This is a genomic window from Algoriphagus sediminis (assembly GCF_030403435.1).
GTDB classification, from domain to species: Bacteria; Bacteroidota; Bacteroidia; order Cytophagales; family Cyclobacteriaceae; genus Algoriphagus; species Algoriphagus sediminis.
The window spans coordinates 155,767-177,322 of the sequence record NZ_JAUEPH010000001.1 but is presented as its reverse complement, the minus strand read 5'-3'; the positions used below and the strand labels follow the sequence as shown (position 1 = coordinate 177,322).

Annotated in this window: 19 protein-coding genes; 11 read left to right on the top strand and 8 right to left on the bottom strand. The window is 40.3% G+C overall.

Features of this window, described 5'->3' with window-relative positions; all coding sequences use genetic code 11:
* Positions 1 to 46 precede the first annotated feature (46 nt).
* The 3 genes from QVH07_RS00775 to QVH07_RS00765 are packed head-to-tail and all read left to right on the top strand — an operon-like array spanning position 47 to position 3,135.
* Positions 47 to 1,513 carry an ATP-binding cassette domain-containing protein gene (locus QVH07_RS00775; RefSeq protein ID WP_289998203.1) on the top strand — a complete coding sequence of 489 codons (1,467 nt, stop codon included), beginning with the start codon at positions 47 to 49 and terminating at the stop codon, positions 1,511 to 1,513.
* A complete protein-coding gene (locus tag QVH07_RS00770; RefSeq protein ID WP_289998202.1) occupies positions 1,513 to 2,790 on the top strand; it encodes an aminotransferase class V-fold PLP-dependent enzyme in 1,278 nt (425 codons plus the stop codon). Before QVH07_RS00775 ends, QVH07_RS00770 begins: the two co-directional genes overlap by 1 nt.
* Positions 2,791 to 3,135: a nucleotide pyrophosphohydrolase gene (locus tag QVH07_RS00765; protein WP_289998201.1), complete on the top strand. Its 345-nt coding sequence runs from the start codon at positions 2,791 to 2,793 to the stop codon at positions 3,133 to 3,135. It begins immediately after the preceding gene.
* Between the two features lie 27 nt (positions 3,136 to 3,162).
* Here the strand turns inward: QVH07_RS00765 and QVH07_RS00760 are convergent, their stop codons facing one another.
* The 4 genes from QVH07_RS00760 to QVH07_RS00745 form a co-directional block, all read right to left on the bottom strand.
* Complete coding sequence (locus tag QVH07_RS00760) at positions 3,163 to 3,399, bottom strand: HP1242/YdcH family protein (protein WP_289998198.1); 237 nt, start codon at positions 3,397 to 3,399, stop codon at positions 3,163 to 3,165.
* 75 nt (positions 3,400 to 3,474) lie between these two features.
* A complete protein-coding gene (locus QVH07_RS00755) occupies positions 3,475 to 4,179 on the bottom strand; it encodes a 2-phosphosulfolactate phosphatase (protein ID WP_289998197.1) in 705 nt (234 codons plus the stop codon).
* Positions 4,176 to 5,270: a glycine cleavage system aminomethyltransferase GcvT gene (gcvT, locus tag QVH07_RS00750; protein ID WP_289998700.1), complete on the bottom strand. Its 1,095-nt coding sequence runs from the start codon at positions 5,268 to 5,270 to the stop codon at positions 4,176 to 4,178. The genes QVH07_RS00755 and gcvT overlap by 4 nt, the downstream gene beginning before the upstream one ends.
* Positions 5,271 to 5,403: 133 nt before the next feature.
* A complete protein-coding gene (locus QVH07_RS00745) occupies positions 5,404 to 5,730 on the bottom strand; it encodes a HesB/IscA family protein (protein ID WP_289998196.1) in 327 nt (108 codons plus the stop codon).
* Between the two features lie 90 nt (positions 5,731 to 5,820).
* Between QVH07_RS00745 and mce the strand changes: the two genes are divergently transcribed.
* Both mce and thiL read left to right on the top strand, forming a co-directional pair.
* Entirely contained in the window at positions 5,821 to 6,222 is a 402-nt protein-coding gene (gene mce, locus QVH07_RS00740; RefSeq protein ID WP_289998195.1) for a methylmalonyl-CoA epimerase, read from the top strand.
* A gap of 18 nt (positions 6,223 to 6,240) precedes the next feature.
* On the top strand, positions 6,241 to 7,272 hold the full coding sequence (gene thiL, locus QVH07_RS00735; RefSeq protein WP_289998194.1) for a thiamine-phosphate kinase: 1,032 nt from the start codon (positions 6,241 to 6,243) through the stop codon (positions 7,270 to 7,272).
* A 100-nt stretch (positions 7,273 to 7,372) separates the two neighbouring features.
* Here thiL and QVH07_RS00730 read toward each other — a convergent pair whose 3' ends face one another.
* Together QVH07_RS00730 and rlmD are read right to left on the bottom strand one after the other, a co-directional pair.
* Positions 7,373 to 7,750: a hypothetical protein gene (locus QVH07_RS00730; protein ID WP_289998193.1), complete on the bottom strand. Its 378-nt coding sequence runs from the start codon at positions 7,748 to 7,750 to the stop codon at positions 7,373 to 7,375.
* Positions 7,747 to 9,153: a 23S rRNA (uracil(1939)-C(5))-methyltransferase RlmD gene (gene rlmD, locus QVH07_RS00725; protein WP_289998192.1), complete on the bottom strand. Its 1,407-nt coding sequence runs from the start codon at positions 9,151 to 9,153 to the stop codon at positions 7,747 to 7,749. The genes QVH07_RS00730 and rlmD overlap by 4 nt, the downstream gene beginning before the upstream one ends.
* Positions 9,154 to 9,264: 111 nt before the next feature.
* Here rlmD and QVH07_RS00720 point away from each other — a divergent pair, with 111 nt between their 5' ends.
* The 4 genes from QVH07_RS00720 to QVH07_RS00705 all read left to right on the top strand — a co-directional run bounded on the left by QVH07_RS00720 (position 9,265) and on the right by QVH07_RS00705 (position 15,700).
* Positions 9,265 to 10,086, top strand: a complete 822-nt coding sequence (locus tag QVH07_RS00720) for an SDR family oxidoreductase (protein ID WP_289998191.1) — start codon at positions 9,265 to 9,267, stop codon at positions 10,084 to 10,086.
* Positions 10,087 to 13,932, top strand: a complete 3,846-nt coding sequence (locus QVH07_RS00715) for an AAA domain-containing protein (RefSeq protein ID WP_289998190.1) — start codon at positions 10,087 to 10,089, stop codon at positions 13,930 to 13,932.
* 137 nt (positions 13,933 to 14,069) lie between these two features.
* Positions 14,070 to 14,405 carry a helix-turn-helix domain-containing protein gene (locus tag QVH07_RS00710; RefSeq protein WP_289998188.1) on the top strand — a complete coding sequence of 112 codons (336 nt, stop codon included), beginning with the start codon at positions 14,070 to 14,072 and terminating at the stop codon, positions 14,403 to 14,405.
* Positions 14,399 to 15,700 (top strand): type II toxin-antitoxin system HipA family toxin, encoded by a 1,302-nt coding sequence (locus tag QVH07_RS00705; protein WP_289998186.1) that lies wholly within the window; start codon positions 14,399 to 14,401, stop codon positions 15,698 to 15,700. Before QVH07_RS00710 ends, QVH07_RS00705 begins: the two co-directional genes overlap by 7 nt.
* On the opposite strand, the gene QVH07_RS00700 is transcribed toward QVH07_RS00705, so the two are convergent.
* Positions 15,697 to 16,584, bottom strand: a complete 888-nt coding sequence (locus QVH07_RS00700) for a hypothetical protein (protein ID WP_289998185.1) — start codon at positions 16,582 to 16,584, stop codon at positions 15,697 to 15,699. The two genes, QVH07_RS00705 and QVH07_RS00700, sit on opposite strands and share 4 nt — an antisense overlap.
* Positions 16,585 to 16,678: 94 nt before the next feature.
* Entirely contained in the window at positions 16,679 to 17,449 is a 771-nt protein-coding gene (locus QVH07_RS00695; RefSeq protein ID WP_289998184.1) for a YdcF family protein, read from the bottom strand.
* Between the two features lie 137 nt (positions 17,450 to 17,586).
* Between QVH07_RS00695 and QVH07_RS00690 the strand changes: the two genes are divergently transcribed.
* Both QVH07_RS00690 and QVH07_RS00685 read left to right on the top strand, forming a co-directional pair.
* The gene (locus tag QVH07_RS00690) at positions 17,587 to 20,532 is read left to right on the top strand and encodes an FAD-binding and (Fe-S)-binding domain-containing protein (RefSeq protein ID WP_289998183.1); all 2,946 of its coding nucleotides are present in this window, start codon (positions 17,587 to 17,589) and stop codon (positions 20,530 to 20,532) included.
* 173 nt (positions 20,533 to 20,705) lie between these two features.
* Positions 20,706 to 21,503: a helix-turn-helix domain-containing protein gene (locus QVH07_RS00685; RefSeq protein WP_289998181.1), complete on the top strand. Its 798-nt coding sequence runs from the start codon at positions 20,706 to 20,708 to the stop codon at positions 21,501 to 21,503.
* Positions 21,504 to 21,556 lie beyond the last annotated feature (53 nt).

Below are 21,556 nucleotides of genomic sequence, written 5' to 3'. Positions count from 1 at the left end.
TTAAACTGATGAAAACGCTTAATAAATCAATAAAAATGTATTTGATATGAGCTTTTTTCTCCATTTGTTCAAGGGGGAAGTTATTTGGAAAGGAGATAAAGTTATAGGGAACCTTTCTTTCTTTATGAGCTATGGCGAATGCTGGGCCATTTTGTCAAAATCCGGACTTAGGCAGTCTGCCTTTTTAAAAACTATTCTCGGTCGTACCCTCTTAAAATCCGGACAAATCAATTATTCTTTTGCAGCGGATTACTTGGACCAAATGAAATCAAAAGGTGAAGTTCACAGTCCACAGGATTTGATTTCTTATGTATCCCATGAGTATAAATTCAGGAATAAATCCAACCTCCAGAATTTTTATTTCCAACAGAGATTTAATTCCTCTGAAGTGGATGAAGCCCTTACAGTAAAGGAATATCTTAATCAATTCGGTTCACCAAAACCTGGAGAATGGACTACGAAAAAAGTATCTGAACTTCTAAAGCTGAATGATCTCTTGGATGAATCTATTCTTAAGCTTTCGAATGGTGAAACACGAAGGTTGGATATTGCACTGGGTCTTCTTAAGCAGCCGAAATTATTTCTATTGGATCATCCTACCACAGGTTTAGATCGGAAAAGTCGAGAAACTTTTGGTGAGATTTTGGAGAATATTATTGCTGAAGGCGTACATGTAATCCTCTCATGCTCAGAGTATGAAATCCCAAAAGGGGTAACTCATGTGGGTTATTTGGAGGAGGGAGGTTTAAGGGTTCTCCAGAGTGAACAGCTTAAATCTGTAAGAAGCAAAAGCTTTAAATATCCAATAGACCGGAAGGAGCTCACCCACCTTTCAATAGGTGATTTACCCCTTAATCAAGAAATGGTTAAGCTTAAAAATGTGGAGATAAAATATGGGGCTAAGATTATTCTTAAAAACTTGAGCTGGAGAGTTAATGCAGGAGAAAGGTGGCAAATCAAAGGCCCAAATGGATCAGGGAAATCAACGTTAATCTCCTTGCTGATTGGTGAAAATCCACAAGCTTACTCTCAAGATATTTGGTTGTTTGAAAAAAAGCGTGGTAGTGGAGAAAGTATTTGGGATATCAAAAAGCCAATTGGTTTTGTGGCTCCTGAACTTGCAAGGTTTTTTCCATCTAATCAAACTTGCCGAAAGGTGATTCTTTCTGGATTGTTTGATACCATGGGCCTTTTCAGAAAGCCAAGTCAAGAACAATATGATTTGGCAGATCGCTGGGTTCGATTATTTGGATTGGAATCTTCTGAAAACGTTCTTATTCAGAGAGCTTCCTTACGTGACCAGAGATGGACATTATTAGCCAGAGCTTTGATAAAAAAGCCAAAACTGCTGATTCTCGATGAGGCCTCGCAAGGCTTAGATGACCTTGAGAGACAAATTTTTAAAGAAACGATTGAGACTCTTTGTAGAAATTCAAATATTACGGTACTCTATGTGAGTCATTATGATTCTGACGTTCCGAAATCAATTGATAAAATTCTAGATATGAGTTAATGGCAAAGTCAAAAAACCGAAGGAATTTTATAAGTAAATTAGGCTCTGGCTTGCTGGCGGCTTCTTTTTTGGATACGGATGCCCTTGCCAAACATGGAGGCCAAACCATAAATTTTCCCAGACCAGATTCTGCCGATTTTTGGGGAGAATTAAGAAAGCAATTTCCTCTCAGGCAGGATAGAGTTTATCTTAACAACGGCACATTCGGCCCGGCGCCATATGCGGTTGTCAATGCATTAAAATCCAGCATTGATGAAATTTATACCACAGGAGAATATGGTAATTACAAAAAGGAAAGGAAAATTCTTGCTGATTTTGTCGGAGCTAAAGAATCCGAAATTAGTCTAACCCATAATACTACGGAAGGAATAAATATAATGGCCTGGGGCTTACCTCTGAAAGCAGGTGATGAGGTAATAGTGACAAAGCATGAACATGTTGGTAATGGCCTGCCCTGGTTAAATAGGGCTAAGCTTGATGGGATTATAATCAAGACTTTTGAGCCAAAGCTGACTGCAGAACAAAACTTTGGGGTAATCAAAAATCTGGTGACCCCTAAAACGAGAGTTATTGCCGTTCCTCACGTTACATGCACCACGGGCCTTGTTTTACCTGTTAAGGAGATTTGCCAATGGGCCAGGTCCCGAGATATATTTACGGCTATTGATGGAGCTCATGGTGCGGGTACTTTTGACTTAAATTTAGAAGATCTTAGCTGTGACTTTTACGCTAGTTGTTATCATAAATGGATGTTAGGTCCTGTGGGTACAGGTTTTTTGTTTGTTAAGGAGGAAAAGTTGGATCAGCTTAAGGCTATTCAAGTCGGAGGGTATTCTGATTCTGGATGGGATATTACGGCAGAACCACCGACGTTTGATGGCTATGTCCCGACAGCTCACAGATACGATTATGGGACGCAAAGTCGACCTCAATATGTTGGAGCTGCTGCAGCAGCAGAATTCCATCTATCCATTGGCAAAACCAAAGTAGAAAGGAGATTGCGGGAGCTGAATAATCGCCTGTATTTAGGACTTTCTAATTTTGGGGGAAGGATTCAAATTCTTTCACCGGAGGAAGAGGAGTCCAGAATTTCCATGATTTCCTTTCGACCAAAAAAGTTGGACTATAAGGCCTTAGGAAAGGAACTTTCTAACTCAGGATTTAGAATCAGGCAGGTGCCTGAAAGCAATGTTGATGCAATTCGGATCAGCACGCATATTTATAATAATGAAGAAGAGATCGATCTTTTTCTCAAAACTCTAGAAACTTTAGTCTAAATGGAAGAATGTAAGGAAATCACAATTTCAGAAGCCCAGAAATTAGTGGATCAATGGATTAATACCGTGGGAGTGAGGTATTTTAATGAATTGACAAATTTGGCTATTCTCACAGAAGAAGTAGGCGAGCTCGCAAGAATAATGGCCAGAACTTATGGAGAGCAATCTTTTAAAGAGTCAGACAAAGGAAAAGATTTGGGTGATGAGATGGCGGATGTCTTGTGGGTGCTAATCTGTTTGGCAAATCAAACCGGAGTAGATTTAACCGAATCACTCAGAAAAAACTTTGACAAAAAGAATATCAGGGATATTGACAGGCATCGAAACAACGATAAATTGAAATAAAAGAGCCCCGGATTTTCGGGGCTTTTTTTAGTTTTCTTTTAAGAAGCGATAAATTTCATCCTTTAGCTTTACTCTTTCTGATCGCTTGTGATTTAAGGTGTCGTCAGAAGCTGGCTCAGCATCTGATTCAATCCGGTAAATCTCATGATCCAACTCGTCATACTCCTCAAAAAGCTTTTTGAAATGAGGATTATCATTCTTAAGCGTGTGTATCTTTTCTTCGAACTCTGGAAATGCGTGGATTAGATTGTGTTTTTTGATCATTTTGGTAAAAGTTTATTCTTACCACAATACTAAAAACTATTTTCGGTGAGAAGCATGACGAAAATCAGGTATGGATTAGAATTTGGTCAAGGCTCCCTTCTCGAATTTACCAATCAAATCAATTGAATCTTCCTGAAGACAGAAATCAATGTCTGCTTCAATATTATGGTTTTGGAGTCTTTTAGCATGAGAAGCCTGAGAAAGAAACTTTTTTAGATCATTCCCCTCTTTTTCAAATAGTGATTTTAAGGCAAGAGATGCATCATCTTCTGATTGGTGGGTTCCTTCAAGACCTTTGGTCAAAGCTCCTGCATAAAGAGAATCTTCAAGATTGAACCTCCCTTTCCAGCCAGCACAATGGACTAAAATATCCCGGTCTATTGATTTCAGGTAATCCAAAGTGGTAGAGAAGTTTGGAAAAGCTCCAATGAGTATCTCTTCTGCATCTTGCGACTTTGAAAGCGCCAAGGTGCCATTAGTGGTGGTCATTGCTAGCTTTTCGCCTGCGTATTTTCCATCTAGGTAGGTCAGAGGGGAATTCCCCAAATCAAAGCCATTTACCTTATGACCATTTCTTTCCCCGGCTATAAGGTAACCCTGAGCTTTCATGGATTTGCATTCTTCCAGGCTGGCAAAGGTTCTGATTTCTTTTATCCCATTACCCAAGGCTGCCACCATGGTGGAAGTAGCCCTGAAAATATCCACAACCACAACAGTTTTGCCTTTCAAATCATGAAGATGAATGAGTTCAGGGCTTAAGCAGATTTCTATATTCCTCATCCTTTGTACAGTGGTAGTTTCTCCACTTGTGCCTTCAGAGTTTTATTTCGAACCTGAATGAAAATCTCGGTACCGGCTTTGCCGAAATCTTTTTTCACATACCCAAGGCCAATACCTACATTCATGCTTGGCGACATAGTTCCTGAAGTTACTTCACCGATGTTTTCTCCATTGCTATTTACAATTGGGTAATGTCCACGAGGAATACCTCTTTCCTGCATGACGAAACCTACAAGCCGTCGAGAAACTCCAGCCTCTTTTTGAGCTTTTAAGGCTTCTGAGTTGATAAAATCCTTTGTGAATTTTGTGATCCAGCCCAGGCCTGCCTCAATCGGTGAAGTAGTATCATCAATGTCGTTTCCGTAAAGACAGTATCCCATTTCCATTCTTAGAGTATCTCTTGCTCCAAGACCAATCGGTTTGATATCAAAGTCTTTTCCTGCCTCGAAAATTGCATTCCAAACTTCCTCAGCATCCTCATTCTTGACATATATTTCAAAGCCTCCTGCCCCTGTATAGCCAGTTCCTGATATAATCACGTCCTTCTTTCCAGCGAATTCACCAACAGTGAAGTGGTAAAACTTAACTCCTGCTAGATCCACCGGAGTAAGGGATTGAACTGCTTCAATAGCTTTTGGTCCCTGAACGGCAAAAAGAGAAATATCGTCTGAAATATTGGTGAGCTTGGCACCCATGGTATTATGCTCATTAATCCACTCCCAGTCCTTTTCAATATTAGAAGCATTGACCACAAGCATATATTTCTCCTCTGAGAAGCGATATACAATTAGGTCGTCCACAATTCCACCCGTGGAATTTGGGAAGCAGGAATATTGAGCCTGAAAGTCGACGAGCTTAGAAGCATCGTTTGAGGTCACCTTTTGAATGAGGTTCAAAGCTTCTTTTCCTTCCACCATGAATTCCCCCATATGTGAAACATCAAATACACCAACTCCTTCCCGCACGCATAAATGCTCTTCTTTGTCAGAACTATATCTCACTGGCATGTAGTATCCTGCAAAAGGAACCATTTTTCCTCCCAGTGATTCATGAAGGTCGTTAAGCTGGATTTTTTTGATGTTTTCTTCCATCATATTTGGATTTGGTTTTGCTGGCAAATGTAAGAGTTGATCCCGGGATTATCAGTCCGTTTATATATAATTTGGTCGAAAATCAGGACAAAAAAAAACAGCCCGAAGGCTGCTAAATTAATTTAAGGACTGATCAAACCGAGAAGCTTTCGCCACATCCGCAGGTTCTGTTCGCATTCGGATTTACAAATTGGAAGCCTTTTCCATTCAGTCCATCAGTGAATTCAAGGGTAGTTCCCGCGAGATACAATAAACTCTTTCTGTCTACCAGAACTTTTACACCCTTGTCCTCGAAAACGTGATCAGTCTCAGTTTGGGTAGCGTCAAAACTCAAGTCATACATGAGGCCTGAGCAACCTCCTCCCTTCACCGAAACTCGAATATTTTCGTCTTGGGATCTTCCTTCCTCCTGACGTAATTCGAGAATTCTATCCTTTGCTTTGTCTGAAACGATTATCATATCTTACTTATCTTTACTTCTTCTTACTAAACTGGTCTTACAACATTCGCGTTGCGTAAAAGATTCAGGACAAATATAAGAAATATCAGAATGAGGAAAATAGAGCATATTGGCATTGCTGTGAATAACCTTGAGCAATCAAATGAACTGTTCAGAAAATTAATCGGCAAAAAGCACTTCAAAACAGAGATTGTGGAAGGAGAAGCGGTAGAAACTTCCTTTTTTCAGGTAGGAGAGACTAAGGTTGAATTACTCCAAGCCACCAATGAAAATTCAGCAATCGCAAAATATTTGACAAAGAAACCTGAGGGAGTACATCATATCGCTTTTGATGTGGAGGATATCTATAAAGAAGTGGCTCGATTAAAAGGAGAGGGCTTTGAAATTTTGAATGAAACACCCAAGGAAGGGGCGGACAATAAATTAGTCGTATTTTTGCACCCGAAAAGCACCAACGGGGTGTTGATTGAGCTTTGTCAGGAAAAATCCTGACCCAAATAAAAAAATCTAATGTCAGAAAAGAGAACAGAAATCGGAGACCTGGGGGAATTCGGCCTGATCGATCATATCAAGGAAAGAGTCAAACTCTCTCAAAAGTCAACCCTAAAAGGTATTGGAGATGATACCGCGGTAATCGATGCAGGAGATCATGTGAAGGTGGTTTCTACTGATTTATTGTTGGAGGGAGTCCATTTTGATTTATCCTATGCGCCTTTGCCGCATGTTGGATTTAAGGCAGTGGCGGTGAATGTATCCGATATTGCTTCGATGAATGCTGTTCCAACCCAGATAACCGTTAGCATAGCCCTATCCAATAGATTCAGTGTTGAGGCTGTAGATGCATTGTACGAAGGAATTTACGCGGCATGCGAGCATTATGGGGTTGATCTGGTGGGTGGTGACACAACAGCATCCAGATCCGGTCTGGTGATCTCAGTGACTGCTATTGGGGAAGTGGACAAAGACAAAGTGGTTTACCGCGATGGAGCCAAAATGAATGATATCCTTTGTGTCACGGGTGACTTAGGAGGTGCCTTGGTTGGCTTGCAGATTCTGGAGAGAGAAAAGCAGGTTTTTCTGGCTAATCCTGATATGAAACCTGAACTGGATAAATACACCTTAGTCACAGGTCGGCAATTGAAACCTGATGCCAGGATGGACATCATTCATGAGTTGAAAGAACTTGGGGTTGTACCCACTAGCATGATAGATGTTTCCGATGGTCTTGCCTCGGAGATTTTTCATATTTGCAAGGGATCAAAAGTGGGAGCCACAATCTATGAAGATAAACTACCTATTGATAAGCAGACCTTCGATACGGCTGTGGAATTGAATCTTGATCCGATCACTTGTGTATTGAATGGGGGAGAAGATTATGAGTTACTTTTTACTATTTCACAGGAAGATTTTAAGAAAGTGGAAAAGCATCCTGACATTCATTTTATAGGTCATATGACAAAGCCTGAAGAGGGTAAATTCCTGGTGACCAAAAGCGGAACTGCCGTGAAAATAAAAGCTCAGGGTTGGCAGCATTTTGATTAAAAAATGATTTAATTAAGTAGTTATAAAAAATTGATTATCAAACAAATAAAAAGCCTCACTAAAATAATTAGTGAGGCTTTTATTTTGAAGATTATCAAAACTATTCGTTAGGATAGGGCACATACACAAAACTTGTAAATGCCCCGTCAATTACAAACAGACAGCAAAACTCATCTGGGTCTTTGTAGGCCTTTTTAAACTCTTCTAGGTTCTCCTCGGCGATGAGTTTTCTCTGGACAAATTCATCCACATAGGTGATGAAATAATTCCAATCCAAACCTTTCTCTTCTTTACCCAGAAAGATTTTACCGATAGGCTGCATCTCCTTAGATATAGGGAAAACAGGAAAATCAGAAAAACCTCTGGATCTAACCTGATAAGAAGCCTCCTTAAGCACCTCGGAAATCTTTACAAAATCAGAAGTTATGGTTCCTAAATATTTACCGCTAAGTTCTGGGTCGTTGAAATCTGAAATCATGATTTAAGAGTTAAACGTACGACATTTTCTACGTGGTAGGTCTGTGGAAACATATCCACTGGCTGTACCCGCTCCACTTTGTATTTTTCATCTAAAAGCGCCAGATCTCTCGCCTGGGTTGCTGGGTTACATGAAACATAAACAATGGTGGGTGCCTCAAGCTTCAGAAGCATTTGAACCACCTTTTCATCCATTCCAGCCCTTGGTGGATCTGTGATGATTACATCAGGTGCAGCATGATTTGACATGAATTCTTCAGTTAAAATTTCTTTCATGTCTCCAGCATAGAAAAGCGTATTGTCAATGTCATTGATTGCAGAATTGATTTTGGCATCTTCTATCGCTGCTTCTACATATTCCACTCCTATTACCTGTTTGGCTTGTCTTGCAACGAAGTTGGCTATGGTCCCAGTTCCGGTGTATAAATCATATACTACCTCATCACCTTTAAGCTGCGCAAAGTCTCTAGCCACCTTGTAGAGCTCATATGCCTGTAAAGAATTGGTTTGATAGAAGGATTTTGGACCTATTCTAAATTTTAAGCCTTCCATTTCCTCCTCGATGTATGGAAGCCCATAGAATGTAACTAGCTCCAGGTCATGGAATGTCTCGTTTCCTTTGGTATTTACCACATATAAAAGAGAGGTGATATCAGGAAATTTTTCCTTCAGGAAGATCATGACTTTATTTATTGACTCTTGGTCAAAATCACCAAATTGGACAATTACCATGATTTGGTCCGTACTGGTGGTACGAATAATCAGGTTTCTCAAAAGCCCAACCTGTTCTCTGATGTCATAAAAGCTTAACTTATTTTCCAGTGCAAAAGACCTCAGGCTATTTCTGATTTCATTGGATAAACCCCCTTGGAGGTAGCAATGATCTACATCGACAATTTTATCAAACATCCTTGGGATGTGAAATCCTAATGCATTCCTTTCAAACTCTTCTCCTGACTGAATTTGCTCAAGGGTGAGCCACTTTTTATTCGAGAAGGTAAAATCCAGTTTGTTTCTGTAGTATCGGGTTTCAGCTGATCCAAGAATCGGCGAAATCTCCGGTAAATCAACTTTGGCAATCCTTTGCAATTGGTCTACTACCTGTTGATGTTTATATTTTTTTTGGAGCTCGTAATTGATATGCTGCCACTTACAGCCACCGCAAGTACCAAAATGATCACAGAAAGGCTCAACACGTTCATCAGAATAAGTATGAAATGCTACTGGAACAGCCTCCATAAAAGAGCTGCGCCCCTTGGTGACTCTCGCATTTATCTCATCCCCCGGAGCCACGCCTGATACAAAAACTACCTTATCTTCATGATAGCCAAGGCATTTTCCTTCAGAAGCAATCTTCTCGATTTTAAGGTTCTTGATGACCTTGTTTTTCATTTTCCTTGACATGGCCGCAAAATTAGGGAAAATGAATTAGACAGATCAATCCACAAGGACAATTATCTTTTGCACAGGGATAAGTCCTTCCAAATTCTGTCATTTCCCTATCTTTGGTCACATATGAGCTCAGCACATTTCAAGGATAAAGTAGTAGTGATTACCGGGGCAACTTCGGGAATAGGAGAAGCTTGCACTGATGTATTTGGACAAGCAGGGGCGAGGCTAGTAATCACTGGTAGGAATTCAGAAAAATTAAATAAGAGTTCAGAAAGGTTAGCTCAGAAAGGCTTCGAAAATTTGGCTGTTTTAGCAGATGCTTCATCTGAAGAAGACAATAAGAAAATGGCTGAGGCGGCTATCGAAAAATATGGTGGAATAGATATCCTTATCAATAATGCAGGAATTTCTATGCGAGCCCTATTCGAGGAGATGGATCTGTCAGTGTTTCACAAAGTGATGGATACCAATTTTTGGGGGACTGTGTATGCCACTAAATATTGCCTGCCTTCCATTTTGGAGAACAAGGGATCGATAATTGGGGTGTCTTCAATAAACGGTTATCGCGGGACACCGGCTAGAACCGCCTATACAGCCAGCAAATATGCGATGAACGGTTTTTTTGAATCCCTCAGAACCGAGGTTATGAAACGTGGTGTACATGTTTTGGTAGTAGCTCCTGGTTTTACGTCTTCCAATATCAGGAACAGTGCTTTGAATGCAGAAGGAAAGTCCCAAGGAGAATCTCCACGTGATGAGTCTAAAATGATGACCTCGGAGGAAGTAGCCACCGCTTTGATGAAAGCTACCCAAAAAAGAAAAAGAGATTTGGTTTTGACATCTCAAGGTAAACTGGCTGTTTTTCTGAATAAGTGGATGCCAGGCTTTATGGATGGGATGGTTTATAAAGTTATGGCCAAAGAAGCAGACTCCCCATTAAAATAAATGCAGAAATCCATATTTCAGACCTACCTGAACCGCCTGGTGGATTTGTCTTCTAGAAACAAATCCATTTATCTGGCAAAATTGGAAGGTTCTGGAATGGTCGACATCAAAGACTTTGACTTTCTTAACGGGGAGTCAAGCTTTGAAATCATAAAGAAGCCGATGGAGAGAAAATCGGCTTTCGTTATTCTTCCTGAATCTGATCCCCGACAATCTCAAACAAACCTATTATCAAAAAAGCTTTCCAGGCTAAAATTTAGAGGTGATCTGATCGAACAGGAAACAGGTAATCAAAGTCTTGCGATTGGTCTATACTTTGTAGAAGGGTGCCTTCTTAATGGTCAAGTGGTCAGAGGGCCTCTAATTTTTCAATCCTGCAGGATTTTTCTCCAGAATCAGAAATGGCAATTAAAACCTGAAAATGATTTCTTTTTTAATCCTGCATTCCTCCTTGCCTACAGCAAAGCTTATCAAGTGAGTATTGATACGGAAGAGCTAGATGCAAAGCTTTCGGAGTTACCTAGAGATGCAGTGCAGTTTAGAGTGAGCTTAAATAAACTCATCCAAAATCATTTTTCGATTAAAGTCAGCTCATCTCTATTTGAAGACAAGATTGATTCTTTTCCAGAAAGTCAAAAAAGTATTGACTTGGCAAAATTCAAGGAAGGGATTCTGGAGTTAAAGTCTTATTCTTTATTAGGATTATTTGAGCAGAAGAATAGCTTCCTGTTTAGAGAATACGAGGAGTTTGACCGAGGTTCAAATTCAAGAAGTTTAGAGTCTTTCCTAGAGGAAAAATTCAAAATAGAAGCCGAAATAACTCAACCAAGAGAAGAGGATCGTTTCCCTGCATTTGCCATGGACTCTTCTCAGGAGGAGGTTTTCTTAAAAGTGCGGGCAGGAAATAATGCCGTGATAGAAGGTCCCCCAGGCACAGGCAAATCCCAATTGATTGCTAACCTAATCTCAGACTACACAGCAAGTGGGAAAAAAGTCCTTTTGGTTTCCCAAAAAAGGGCTGCTCTGGATGTGGTACATGAGAGACTTTCTTCTTTGGGCTACGGTAAATTTTTAGCTCTGGTTCACGATTACCGAACAGATCAAAAAGCTTTCTTTGAGCAGATTAAAGATCAGATTGATTCCATAGAGACATATGAGGATGAGAATCGAGGATTAGACTCAGTGGTCTTGGAGAGGGAGGCTTCGATATTGTCCAGAACCATATCAAGGTTATCTGGGAAGTTTGAAGAATTGAGATCTGCTTTGTTTGATCATGAATCCTGTGGACTTAGCATCAAGGAGCTTTATCTAAGTTCAGGCCAGAAAAGTGGTGAAGGCTTGGATCTTGGTTCATTAAAGATGAGCTATCAGGAGGCCTTAAACTTCGAAAAAGAGTTTAAGATTTTTTATTCCTATCAGGAAAAGTTTAAAGATGGATTTTGGACTGAAAGGAGGTCAACAAGCCATCTAAACAGGTTGGAGTTGGAAAGCCTTAAGAGCCTTCTTAAGGAAATGGAATTATTTTATAAGGATAAAAATGGGATTTCTGATCAAAGAAGTGACTTGCTCAATCTGATTTTAGAATTCGATCGCCCAGTTGATCGATTTTCGGATTTATTGAAGGCTTTTGATCAATTATCAAAAAAGAAGGTGGTTCAAAGAATTCTGTCTGGCAGAAATGATAAATCAGAGCTTTCTCAGTTGCTTAGGTTTGGGTTTAACACCAAAGCTAAGCTGGATGAAATGAACCTGAACTTTCCTTCAGATTGGGAAGAAATAGAATCAGAATTTGCCTCTGCTCAAAAGATTATTTCTTCTTCATTCGGATGGTTTGCCTGGATTTTTCAAAAGGGAAGGCTGAAAGGTTTTAAAAAATGGCTGGGCTCAAACTCAATTTCATATTCTATTTCAAACCTCAGGCTGGCAGTTGAAAGTTTTAATTTCTTACAAAATAAGTACATCGAGTTTAGAAAAATCCCATTGGCGGAGGCCGAAGGCATCCATTTACAAGATGTTGTAAAAAATGAAACAGGTTTTAAGAAGGTATTTGAATGGATTGAGGATTGGGAAGCAATAGATTGGAAGGATGAATTTGGATTTGATTTCAGTGATGAGGAAGGTTTAGAGTCCATTAGAAGGGTTGAAATAATGGGTAAGGAAATACAAAATTGGGTAGATAGGCTGCGGGTATTTTTTACAGATGATCAAATCCGTCAAGTTGCAATAGGTGGAAAAAAGGTAGCGGATAGAAATATTGACCAGGAGCTAGGTGATCTTCATTCCTTTGATGTTTTTCTCTCAAAATGGAATAAAAAGGAGTTAGGTTTTCTGCTATATAAAAATAGAAGCACCCGTGAGTTAAAAGACTTACTTGAAGTCTTTTGGATAGAGTGGAGGTTACAATGGATTGATGCATTAGAAGAAAAGGATCCGGTTTTAAAAGAAGCAGGTTCGATAAAGCTTGGGCATGAGATAGATGAGCTTAAGTCTGCGATTCTCAAAAAACGAGAGCTTGGAAATCATATCGGACTTTTGAGGCTAAGGGAAGGGGTGTGTAAGAATTTGGAGTATAACCGACTTGGAAATCGCACCACTTACAGGGACCTATTTCATGAAGTGAATAAAAAGCGAAGACGCTGGCCGATCAGAAAACTGGTGGAAAGCTTTTCCGATGAGATATTCAGGTTAGTGCCTTGTTGGATGGCGAGTCCGGAAACTGTTTCTGCCCTATTTTCCAGTAAGCAAGAATTTGATTTAGTGATTTTTGACGAAGCGTCTCAATGTCCTGTGGAGAGGGGATTGCCAGCTTTGCTTAGAGGGAAACAAGTAGTGATTGCGGGTGACACCATGCAGCTTCCCCCTTCGAGTTTTTATCAAAGCACATGGGATGATGAGGGGGATGGATTGGAATACGAGGCAGAATCTCTTTTAGAATTAGGGAGAGGATATTTTGATTATGTGAGATTGAAGGGGCATTATAGGTCGGCGCACCCAGCACTTATCCATTTTTCTAATGCTAATTTTTATGGAAATCAGCTGCAATGCCTTCCGGATTTACCCACCGTTTTAGAGAATGAATCTGCATTTTCCTGGACTAAAACAGAAGGGGTTTGGTCTGAACAAAGGAATCGCACCGATGCCGAGGAGGCTGTCAACAAGGTTTCTGAAATTTTGAAAGAGAACCCTGAAATTAGCATTGGTGTGGTGACCGGTAATTTCTTTCAGATGGAATTGATTTCAGATTTGCTTTGGCAAAGTGGTCTAGGGCAAGCGAATGTGAAAGTCAGAAATATTGAAAATGTTCAGGGAGATGAGTTTGATGAGGTCGTGCTTTGCCTGGGGTATGCCAGAAATCGAGATGGAAAGCTGAGCACTAATTTCGGATTACTATCCAAGAAAGGTGGAGTAAATCGCTTGAATGTAGCCATTAGCCGGGCCAGGAAGAAAATGCATGTGATTAGTAGTCTTGAAGCAGAGGACTTTCGTCCAAAGCTTTTAGAAAATCCAGGTCTAAAATTGCTTAAAGAATATTTGACCTTTGTAAAAGAACAAAGTCAATCTCCGGATATACCTGTCCCTCTCTTTGAAAGCTCTTCTCGAAATAGCTTTAAGACCTTGAAACAATATTTGTTGGAAAGAGAGAAATATATGTCTGAAAGAATTCCTAGTGCCTTAATGGACCTCATTGAAGAAAATATCGGTCAAGCGCCAAGGGCGATTTTGACTGATGATCAGCGATTTTTTAATGCATCTTCCGCCAAAGCAGCTTTAGCTTACCACCCCATATTACTTGAACAAAAAGGCTGGCCGTTTGAAATCAGGTGGAGTCGAGAGATTTTATTTTAAAATTGAATGAAATATCATACATTATAATCTTATATTAAGTTTAATGAATGATATTTCATTCGAATAATTATCTTAAAAAAGATTGATAATTCATTCATTAAATTGTATTTTTGGGTTTAAAGCATGAAATATCAGTCATGAATATTGCCTCAAATACGGATTTAGCCATTTTGGCTATGATTGGTGACTTTGTAAAAAAGAAAAGAGTAGCCCAAAACAAAACTCAGGGGACACTTGCTTCTGAAGCAGGGATAAGCAGATCCACATTGAGTTTATTGGAAAGAGGTGAAAAGGTAAACCTCATTACTTTGATTCAGGTTTTGAGAGTTCTAGATGAACTTCAGGTGTTGGAGGGTTTTGAGGTCATCCCAGAAATCAGTCCCATAGAATACATCAAGCTCCAAAAGAAACAAGAGCGGCAGCGGGTTAGGAACTCTGATATGGCTGCAGAAAACCCGCCTAGTGAATGGTAGTGGCTGCAGAAATCTGGTTATGGGATCAATTGGTTGGAGCGGCTCTTTGGAATGAGAGTCAAGGCCTTGCAAGTTTTGAATACGATTCTGGCTTCTTAAAGACCAAACTTGATATTGCCCCTCTGACTATGCCTATTTCAGCTGGGAGAAAGGTCTATAGCTTTCCTGAGAACAGAAGTAGGAGAAATGATCCTTACGACACATTTCGAGGACTGCCAGGCCTTCTGGCAGATATGCTTCCAGATAAGTATGGAAATCAGCTCATCAATTCCTGGTTAATTCAAAATGGAAGACCTAGTGACAGCCTGAATCCGGTTGAGCTATTGTGTTTTATCGGTAAGCGCGGGGTAGGTGCTTTGGAAATAAAGCCCTCTTTGCGGAAAGAATCGACCAGAGCCAGCTCTCTCGAGTTAGATAGCCTCATTGGCGTTGCCAATAAAATTTTAAATACCAAAGAAGGTTTTAAAGCAGATTTTGAAAAACAGGAAGAAAAGGCACTGGCCGATATTCTGAAGATTGGAACTTCTGCAGGAGGAGCTAGAGCAAAGGCGGTAATCGCTTATAATCCTAAGACAGGAGAGGTCAAAAGTGGACAGGTCAAAGCGCCATCAGGATTTTCGAACTGGATCATCAAATTTGATGGGGTAACTGATCATCAGTTTGGGACTTCAGAAGGCTATGGTCGAGTTGAGATGGCCTATTATTTAATGGCTTTGGAGGCTGGGATTGAAATGAATGAATCTATCCTTTTGGAAGAAAATGGAAGAGCCCATTTTATGACTAAAAGGTTTGATAGGACAGAATCAGGTGAAAAAATTCATATGCAAAGTTTATGTGGTTTGAGGCATTTTGATTTCAATCAGGTAGGTTATTTCAGCTATGAACAGGTTTTTGAGACCATGCGAATGCTTAAGCTTAGTTATCCCGAAGCTGAACAAATGTTTTTAAGGATGGTCTTTAACGTGCTATCTAGAAATTGTGATGATCATACTAAGAACTTTGCATTTCTCATGGATAAAACGGGGCAATGGAAGCTATCTCCGGCCTATGATATTTGCTTTGCCTACCGGCCGGGAAGTATTTGGGTAAGTTCCCAATCTCTTCAGGTGAATGGGAAAAGGGAGCATATTACAGACTCCGATTTTTTGGAAGTAGCCAGAAGAATGAATATTAAGAAGGCCAAAGAAAGCATACAGAAAGTAAAGGATGCGATTTTGAAATGGGAAGAATTTTCTGGGGAAACAGGGGTTTCCGCTGATTTGGCCAAAAAAATCCAAAAGGCACATCTGGTTTAGCTTTCTGGCTTGGAACCTGCACTTCTCAGATTTACTACCTTGTTTAACGTGTCAAACCAGAATGGGGCTCCTACTATTCCCGCGACAACTGATAAGAATAAGCCCAGGATTTTATTTAAGAGATTTGTTTCTACAGCGGAATTTGTTCCCCATCCAAATGGAATTTTTGCGGACTCAATCTCTCCCTTAATTCTTTCCAATTCTTTGATATTTGACTCGATCTTCTGTTCCGTGGTAGAGTTTTCGTATACCGAGTCTCTAGGTTCCAACTTTAAATCCTCAATATTTTCTGAAATTGTATTAGCCAGTGCTTCGGATTCAGCAGGATGATTGTACAGATATTGAATGATTTGAATACTGTCAATATTGAAACTAACCACGGTAATCGTGGAAATAATAATGAGAAAAATCTGCGCCTTCTTTTTATAAGTACCAGCTATTCTGGTCATACAATCATTAAACCAGCCTTCAATATTTTTTCTTAGTTCTTCCAGACCATTACCTGCTTCTGATATGGTTTGAAGTAATTGCCGCTTCAGGTCTTCCGGAAGTTCAGAGTTTTTAATGGAGTCCTTAATTGAGTTTATCGTATAGGGCTCTTCTTTATCATTAACCAAGTCGAGCAAAACCCCTGAAAACACTTTGGAAGGAATATAGCTCGCTTTTCTTCCTGCAGGAGTTAGACCATCGATAAGCCTGTGCTCCAGAAACTTTTCGCCCAACTTATTTTCTTTAAAGGCGCTTTTGAGCCAGTTTTCAAGATTATTGGCTCTAAGGTCCAGATACTGCGCAATAAGCTCCTGAACGGTAGAGCAGGCTAAGGACAAAAGAAAATAAACGAAAATTAGGCCGATGACCAGATTGAGTATAGCTGAAAAATCCATAAGAAAAGAATTAATGAAAAAAACGCTAGAACTCTATTTACAAAATATATGACTGAAAATCAATAGGTTATAAACCAAAAATTAACTCTGAATATCATATATATCCCACTAGTTTATAAACAGTGATTCCAATCCACTCCTTCACTAACTTATGCCAATAGGTCAATGCATCTGCACTGGGGAAAAACAGTGCTGGAATATCATACTTGGGGTCGTAGGAGTAATAGTCAGTAGGGAATGTTTCTGTCTGTAAACCTACCTTTTCAAAGCATCCTTTTGCCCGATACATATGAAAAGCAGAGGTGATTAGAAGAAAATCCTGCGATGTGTCAATTCCTTTTTGCTCCAAAAACTCCCTGGTAAACTGTGCATTTTGGGCGGTGTTTTTACTTTGATCTTCAATTAGAATATCCTGACTAGGAACTCCAGTCATTTCCAGAAATCGCTTAAGTAGTTCAGCCTCACTTTGTGGATTCACCGGGTTTAATCCTTGCCCTCCAGTAATCAGGATTTTCTTGATCTTGCCAAGGCGATAGAGCTGGAGCGCATGGGTAATCCGATCGGCACCTTTATTAAAAAATGTCCTGTCATAAGCAGTTTTGCTCAGGTTGGTCACTCCGGTCAAGACAATACCAATTTCATGGTTCTGGACCTCCTCAAATTCTTTGTAATCAGGCTCCCAAGCCAATAGTGCCTGGTTGGCGAGGAAAGGGTTGGTACAGAAAATCAAAAGACCAATTCCTATCGAGAGAATCCTTTTCCCCCATTTCTTTCTGAATTTGAATGTACCTAGAATTATCAAAATCATGATAATGGTCAAGGGCATAGCCAGAAAACTTAGAAACTGGGAGAGGTAGAAAAACATGGAAACAAAGAAAACTTGCAAAATCCAAATTCCAAACCTTTATGAAATGGCCTTGAAATTTATTTAATCCTGTGATACGAATCATCTAAAAGGTAAATAGAGCTTTTCTTATAGATTCCAGTAACCTATTTTTGAAAATGCCTTCCAATCAAAAAGACATCAAAGGAGCGCTCCATCAATTAAACCAAAAAATTGAAGGAGAGGTACGCTTTGATTCCTTAAGTAAAACTCTTTACGCCACCGATGCCTCCGTCTATCGGGAGATTCCTCTAGCAGTAGCCTTTCCCAAGTCCGAAAAGGATATCCAAGAACTCATTCATTTTGCTACCGAAAGCGGCACCTCCCTGATTCCTCGTACTGCGGGAACTTCTCTCGCGGGTCAATGTGTAGGAAATGGAATAGTCGTAGATGTCTCAAAACATCTCACTCAAATCTTGGAATTCAATAAGAAAGAGCGATGGGTACGGGTTCAACCAGGAGTGGTTAGAGATGAGTTGAATAGGTTTCTAAAACCTCATGGACTTTTCTTTAGTCCAATTACTTCCACTGCAAACCGTGCGATGATCGGGGGAATGGTCGGCAATAATTCCTCGGGGACGACTTCTATCGTTTATGGGGTGACTCGGGATAAGGTGATTTCCTTGAATACTATTCTAAGTGATGGAAAAAAGGTTGTTTTCGGGGAGATTAGCCAAGATGACTTTGACCGAAAATGTGGGCAAAAAGACCTTGAAGGAACCATCCATCGACAGATTTTTGACGAACTCAATAATCCCGAAATCAGGGACGAGATACATGCCCAATTCCCTAAGAAAACTATCCATCGCCGAAATACGGGCTATGCGGTGGATGAATTGCTAAAAGCAGAGCTTTTTGAAGGGAAGGAGCCGTTCAATTTCTGCAAGTTACTTTCAGGCTCGGAGGGAACTTTAGCCTTCACCACTGAAATTAAGATTAGTTTAGACCCTCTTCCGGAGCCCATTGATATTGTTGTTGCAGCGCATTTTGAAACTATCAATCAAAGTATGCATGCCGCTCAGGTGGCGATGAAACATCCTGCTACAGCAGTTGAATTAATGGATAAGATCATTTTGGACTGCACCAAAGAGAGTATAGAATATTCAAAGAACAGATATTTTGTGGAGGGAGATCCAGAAGCAATCTTGATGGTAGAATTTCGAGGAAGGACTTTGGAGGAAGCCCTGGACAAAGGAAAAGCTTTGGTCGAAGACCTGAAAAAGGCTGGGCTTGGCTACAGTTTTCCAATCATAGAAACTGAAAAGGTAGCATCGGCCTGGGCTTTACGGGCTGCCGGTCTTGGGCTCTTAGCAAATATTCCAGGCGATAAGAAGGCTGTGGCTTGTATCGAAGACACAGCGGTGGATATCGAAGATCTAGCCGATTACATCGATGAGTTTGATAAGCTCATGGAGGATTTCGATCAAAAGCCAGTTCATTACGCACATGCCGGAGCAGGGGAGATTCATTTGCGGCCGGTTTTGGATTTAAAGAAGAAGAAAGGGGTAGATGATTTTTTTAAGATTTCTGAGACCTCAGCGAAGCTGGTGAAGAAATATCAAGGATCTCTTTCGGGGGAGCATGGTGATGGTCGAGTACGGGCAGCTTTTATCCCGCTAATGGTGGGCGAAAAGAATTACGAGCTTTTCCGTAGGATCAAATACACATGGGATCCAAAAAATATTTTTAATCCTGGCAAAATCGTGGATGCCGCCCCTATGAATGAGTTCCTTCGCTATGAACCTGAAATGGAGACTCCGGTGCATGATACAGTTTTGGATTTCGATCAGGTGGGAGGAATCCTGCGGATGGCTGAAAAATGCAATGGATCTGGGGATTGTCGGAAATTGCCAGGATCAGGCGGAACCATGTGTCCCTCCTATATGGCTACTCGAAATGAAAAAGACACTGTTCGTGGGAGGGCCAATACCCTCAGAGAATTTTTAACTCAGGATAAAAAAGAGAATGCTTTTGATCATCCGGAGATTAAGGAGGCACTGGATTTATGTTTGAGCTGTAAAGGCTGCACGGCCGAATGCCCATCCAATGTGGATATGTCAAGTATGAAAGCCGAATTTCTTTATCAGTATCAAAAAACTCACGGTATACCCCTTCGCTCAAAAGCTTTTGCTTACATCAATGAGTTGAATCGATTGGGTTCAGCTACTCCAGGGATTGCTAATTTCTTTCTTAGGAATTCACTGACGGGAGGGATTTTAAAATCCATTTTGGGAGTGGCAACTGAGCGAAACTTGCCAGCCATAAGTGCTATCAGCTTGCGGCAGTGGTATAAAAGGAATTATGATTCTTTGCCCAGCGGGCAAAGCCAAGGTAAGTCTGTCTTTTTCTTCGTAGATGAATTCACTAATTATAACGACACTGAAATTGGTATCAAGTCTATTTCTCTTTTGAAGAGACTAGGCTATGAAGTGAAGGTGGTAGATCATGAGGAAAGTGGACGATCAGCTTTGTCCAAAGGACTGCTGCAAAAAGCTAAAAAGCATGCAGAGGCCAATGTCAGGGTTTTCGAGAAACTCATAGACGGAGATACTCCTTTGATCGGTTTGGAGCCTTCAGCGATTTTAAGTTTTCGGGATGAGTACCCGAGAATAGTGAGCCCGGACCTTTTGGATGCAGCGAAAAAGCTGAAGTTTCATGTACAGTTAGTGGATGAGTTTTTAGGTAAGGAAATAGTAGCTGGAAATATTGATTCTAGTTTGTTTTCATCTGAATCGAAGAAGATTAAACTTCATGGTCACTGCCATCAAAAAGCACTTTCCTCCCTGAGTTGGACTCAAAAGATTTTATCCATACCTGATAACTATTCTGTGGAGATCATTCCAAGCGGATGTTGCGGAATGGCAGGAAGTTTTGGATATGAAAAGGAGCACTACGAGGTAAGTCAGCAAGTAGGGGAGTTGGTGCTTTTCCCAGCTGTGAGAGAAAGTTCGGAAGATGAAATAATTGCCGCGCCAGGTACATCTTGCCGTCACCAGATAGCTGATGGAACGGGAAGAAGTGCATTTCATCCTGTGGAGATTCTCTGGGATGCGCTTAAAAAATAGGAGAATTTGATAATTTCATGATTGATCGGTTCTTAAATTAAATATCGAAAAAATGCTTCATATGGCCTTTAAGCGCCTATGTCGGGTAAATGTCGGGTGAAATCCGAGTGGTTTTCGTCCTTTGTTTTTCATCAATAGAAGAAATTGCTATGGCAAATCAAAAACTATTAACAATGAAACAGCCGAAGTTAGGAAAGCGAATTTCCGAATTGAGAAAAGCAAAAGGATGGACTCAGGAAGAGTTGGTCGAAAAATGCAATTTGAATGTAAGAACCATTCAGCGTATCGAAGCAGGAGAGGTGACTCCAAGAAGCTACACGGTCAAAGCACTCTTTGAAGCCCTTGGGGTAGAATGGTCAGATCAAGATGAGAAATCCGAGGCTTCTTTGGACCTAGGAAGCAGCAAAAAATGGATCATGTCAGGTTTTGTAGGTGGAATAATATATTTCATTCTATCCTTTTTCGAGATCGCCATGGATGCAGAAATAATGGAAGGAATAGGTTTTTACACCGAGGGATATATTCCGGTAAAGCTTGCAGTACTGGTTTTCTATTCACTTTTTCTTTTTGGTTACATTCACATTGCCAAGGTGATTCCGAATAATGTTCTCGCCATAGGGGCTTGGGTTCTTTTGGGCCTGAATGCATCTTGGATTACGGTGGATATTATTTCTTTCACTGCCTCTCCTTTTCTACTGGAGGATTACTTTGTGGTCAAATTAATCAGCGTTGGCTTGGGCTTTATTCTCTTTGGATTTGGCTTTCTGCAATACAAAAACCTTTGGTCCAATGTTGCTATGATCTTAGGTGTACTTGCAATTATAACAGGAGTACTGTTCGTAACTGTGATTGGAACTGTAATCGGCTTGATTACTTTCACTCTCTTTGAGATTGGGCAATTAGCCTTTATGGTTTGGCTAGTAAATGATGGCGGAAGGAAAAGTCCTTCCGCTTTTGCATTAAATCACTAACTCGTAGTACACTTTTTATTTATCGAATTTTTTATAATTTCAGGAAATTAAAT

Excerpts from the sequence above, each read along its gene's own strand:
- QVH07_RS00775 (WP_289998203.1), top strand. The coding sequence starts at position 47 with ATGAGCTTTTTTCTCCATTTGTTCAAGGGGGAAGTTATTTGGAAAGGA.
- QVH07_RS00770 (WP_289998202.1), top strand. The coding sequence starts at position 1,513 with ATGGCAAAGTCAAAAAACCGAAGGAATTTTATAAGTAAATTAGGCTCT.
- QVH07_RS00765 (WP_289998201.1), top strand. The coding sequence starts at position 2,791 with ATGGAAGAATGTAAGGAAATCACAATTTCAGAAGCCCAGAAATTAGTG.
- QVH07_RS00760 (WP_289998198.1), bottom strand. The coding sequence starts at position 3,399 with ATGATCAAAAAACACAATCTAATCCACGCATTTCCAGAGTTCGAAGAA.
- QVH07_RS00755 (WP_289998197.1), bottom strand. The coding sequence starts at position 4,179 with ATGAGGAATATAGAAATCTGCTTAAGCCCTGAACTCATTCATCTTCAT.
- gcvT (WP_289998700.1), bottom strand. The coding sequence starts at position 5,270 with ATGGAAGAAAACATCAAAAAAATCCAGCTTAACGACCTTCATGAATCA.
- QVH07_RS00745 (WP_289998196.1), bottom strand. The coding sequence starts at position 5,730 with ATGATAATCGTTTCAGACAAAGCAAAGGATAGAATTCTCGAATTACGT.
- mce (WP_289998195.1), top strand. The coding sequence starts at position 5,821 with ATGAGGAAAATAGAGCATATTGGCATTGCTGTGAATAACCTTGAGCAA.
- thiL (WP_289998194.1), top strand. The coding sequence starts at position 6,241 with ATGTCAGAAAAGAGAACAGAAATCGGAGACCTGGGGGAATTCGGCCTG.
- QVH07_RS00730 (WP_289998193.1), bottom strand. The coding sequence starts at position 7,750 with ATGATTTCAGATTTCAACGACCCAGAACTTAGCGGTAAATATTTAGGA.
- rlmD (WP_289998192.1), bottom strand. The coding sequence starts at position 9,153 with ATGTCAAGGAAAATGAAAAACAAGGTCATCAAGAACCTTAAAATCGAG.
- QVH07_RS00720 (WP_289998191.1), top strand. The coding sequence starts at position 9,265 with ATGAGCTCAGCACATTTCAAGGATAAAGTAGTAGTGATTACCGGGGCA.
- QVH07_RS00715 (WP_289998190.1), top strand. The coding sequence starts at position 10,087 with ATGCAGAAATCCATATTTCAGACCTACCTGAACCGCCTGGTGGATTTG.
- QVH07_RS00710 (WP_289998188.1), top strand. The coding sequence starts at position 14,070 with ATGAATATTGCCTCAAATACGGATTTAGCCATTTTGGCTATGATTGGT.
- QVH07_RS00705 (WP_289998186.1), top strand. The coding sequence starts at position 14,399 with ATGGTAGTGGCTGCAGAAATCTGGTTATGGGATCAATTGGTTGGAGCG.
- QVH07_RS00700 (WP_289998185.1), bottom strand. The coding sequence starts at position 16,584 with ATGGATTTTTCAGCTATACTCAATCTGGTCATCGGCCTAATTTTCGTT.
- QVH07_RS00695 (WP_289998184.1), bottom strand. The coding sequence starts at position 17,449 with ATGTTTTTCTACCTCTCCCAGTTTCTAAGTTTTCTGGCTATGCCCTTG.
- QVH07_RS00690 (WP_289998183.1), top strand. The coding sequence starts at position 17,587 with ATGCCTTCCAATCAAAAAGACATCAAAGGAGCGCTCCATCAATTAAAC.
- QVH07_RS00685 (WP_289998181.1), top strand. The coding sequence starts at position 20,706 with ATGAAACAGCCGAAGTTAGGAAAGCGAATTTCCGAATTGAGAAAAGCA.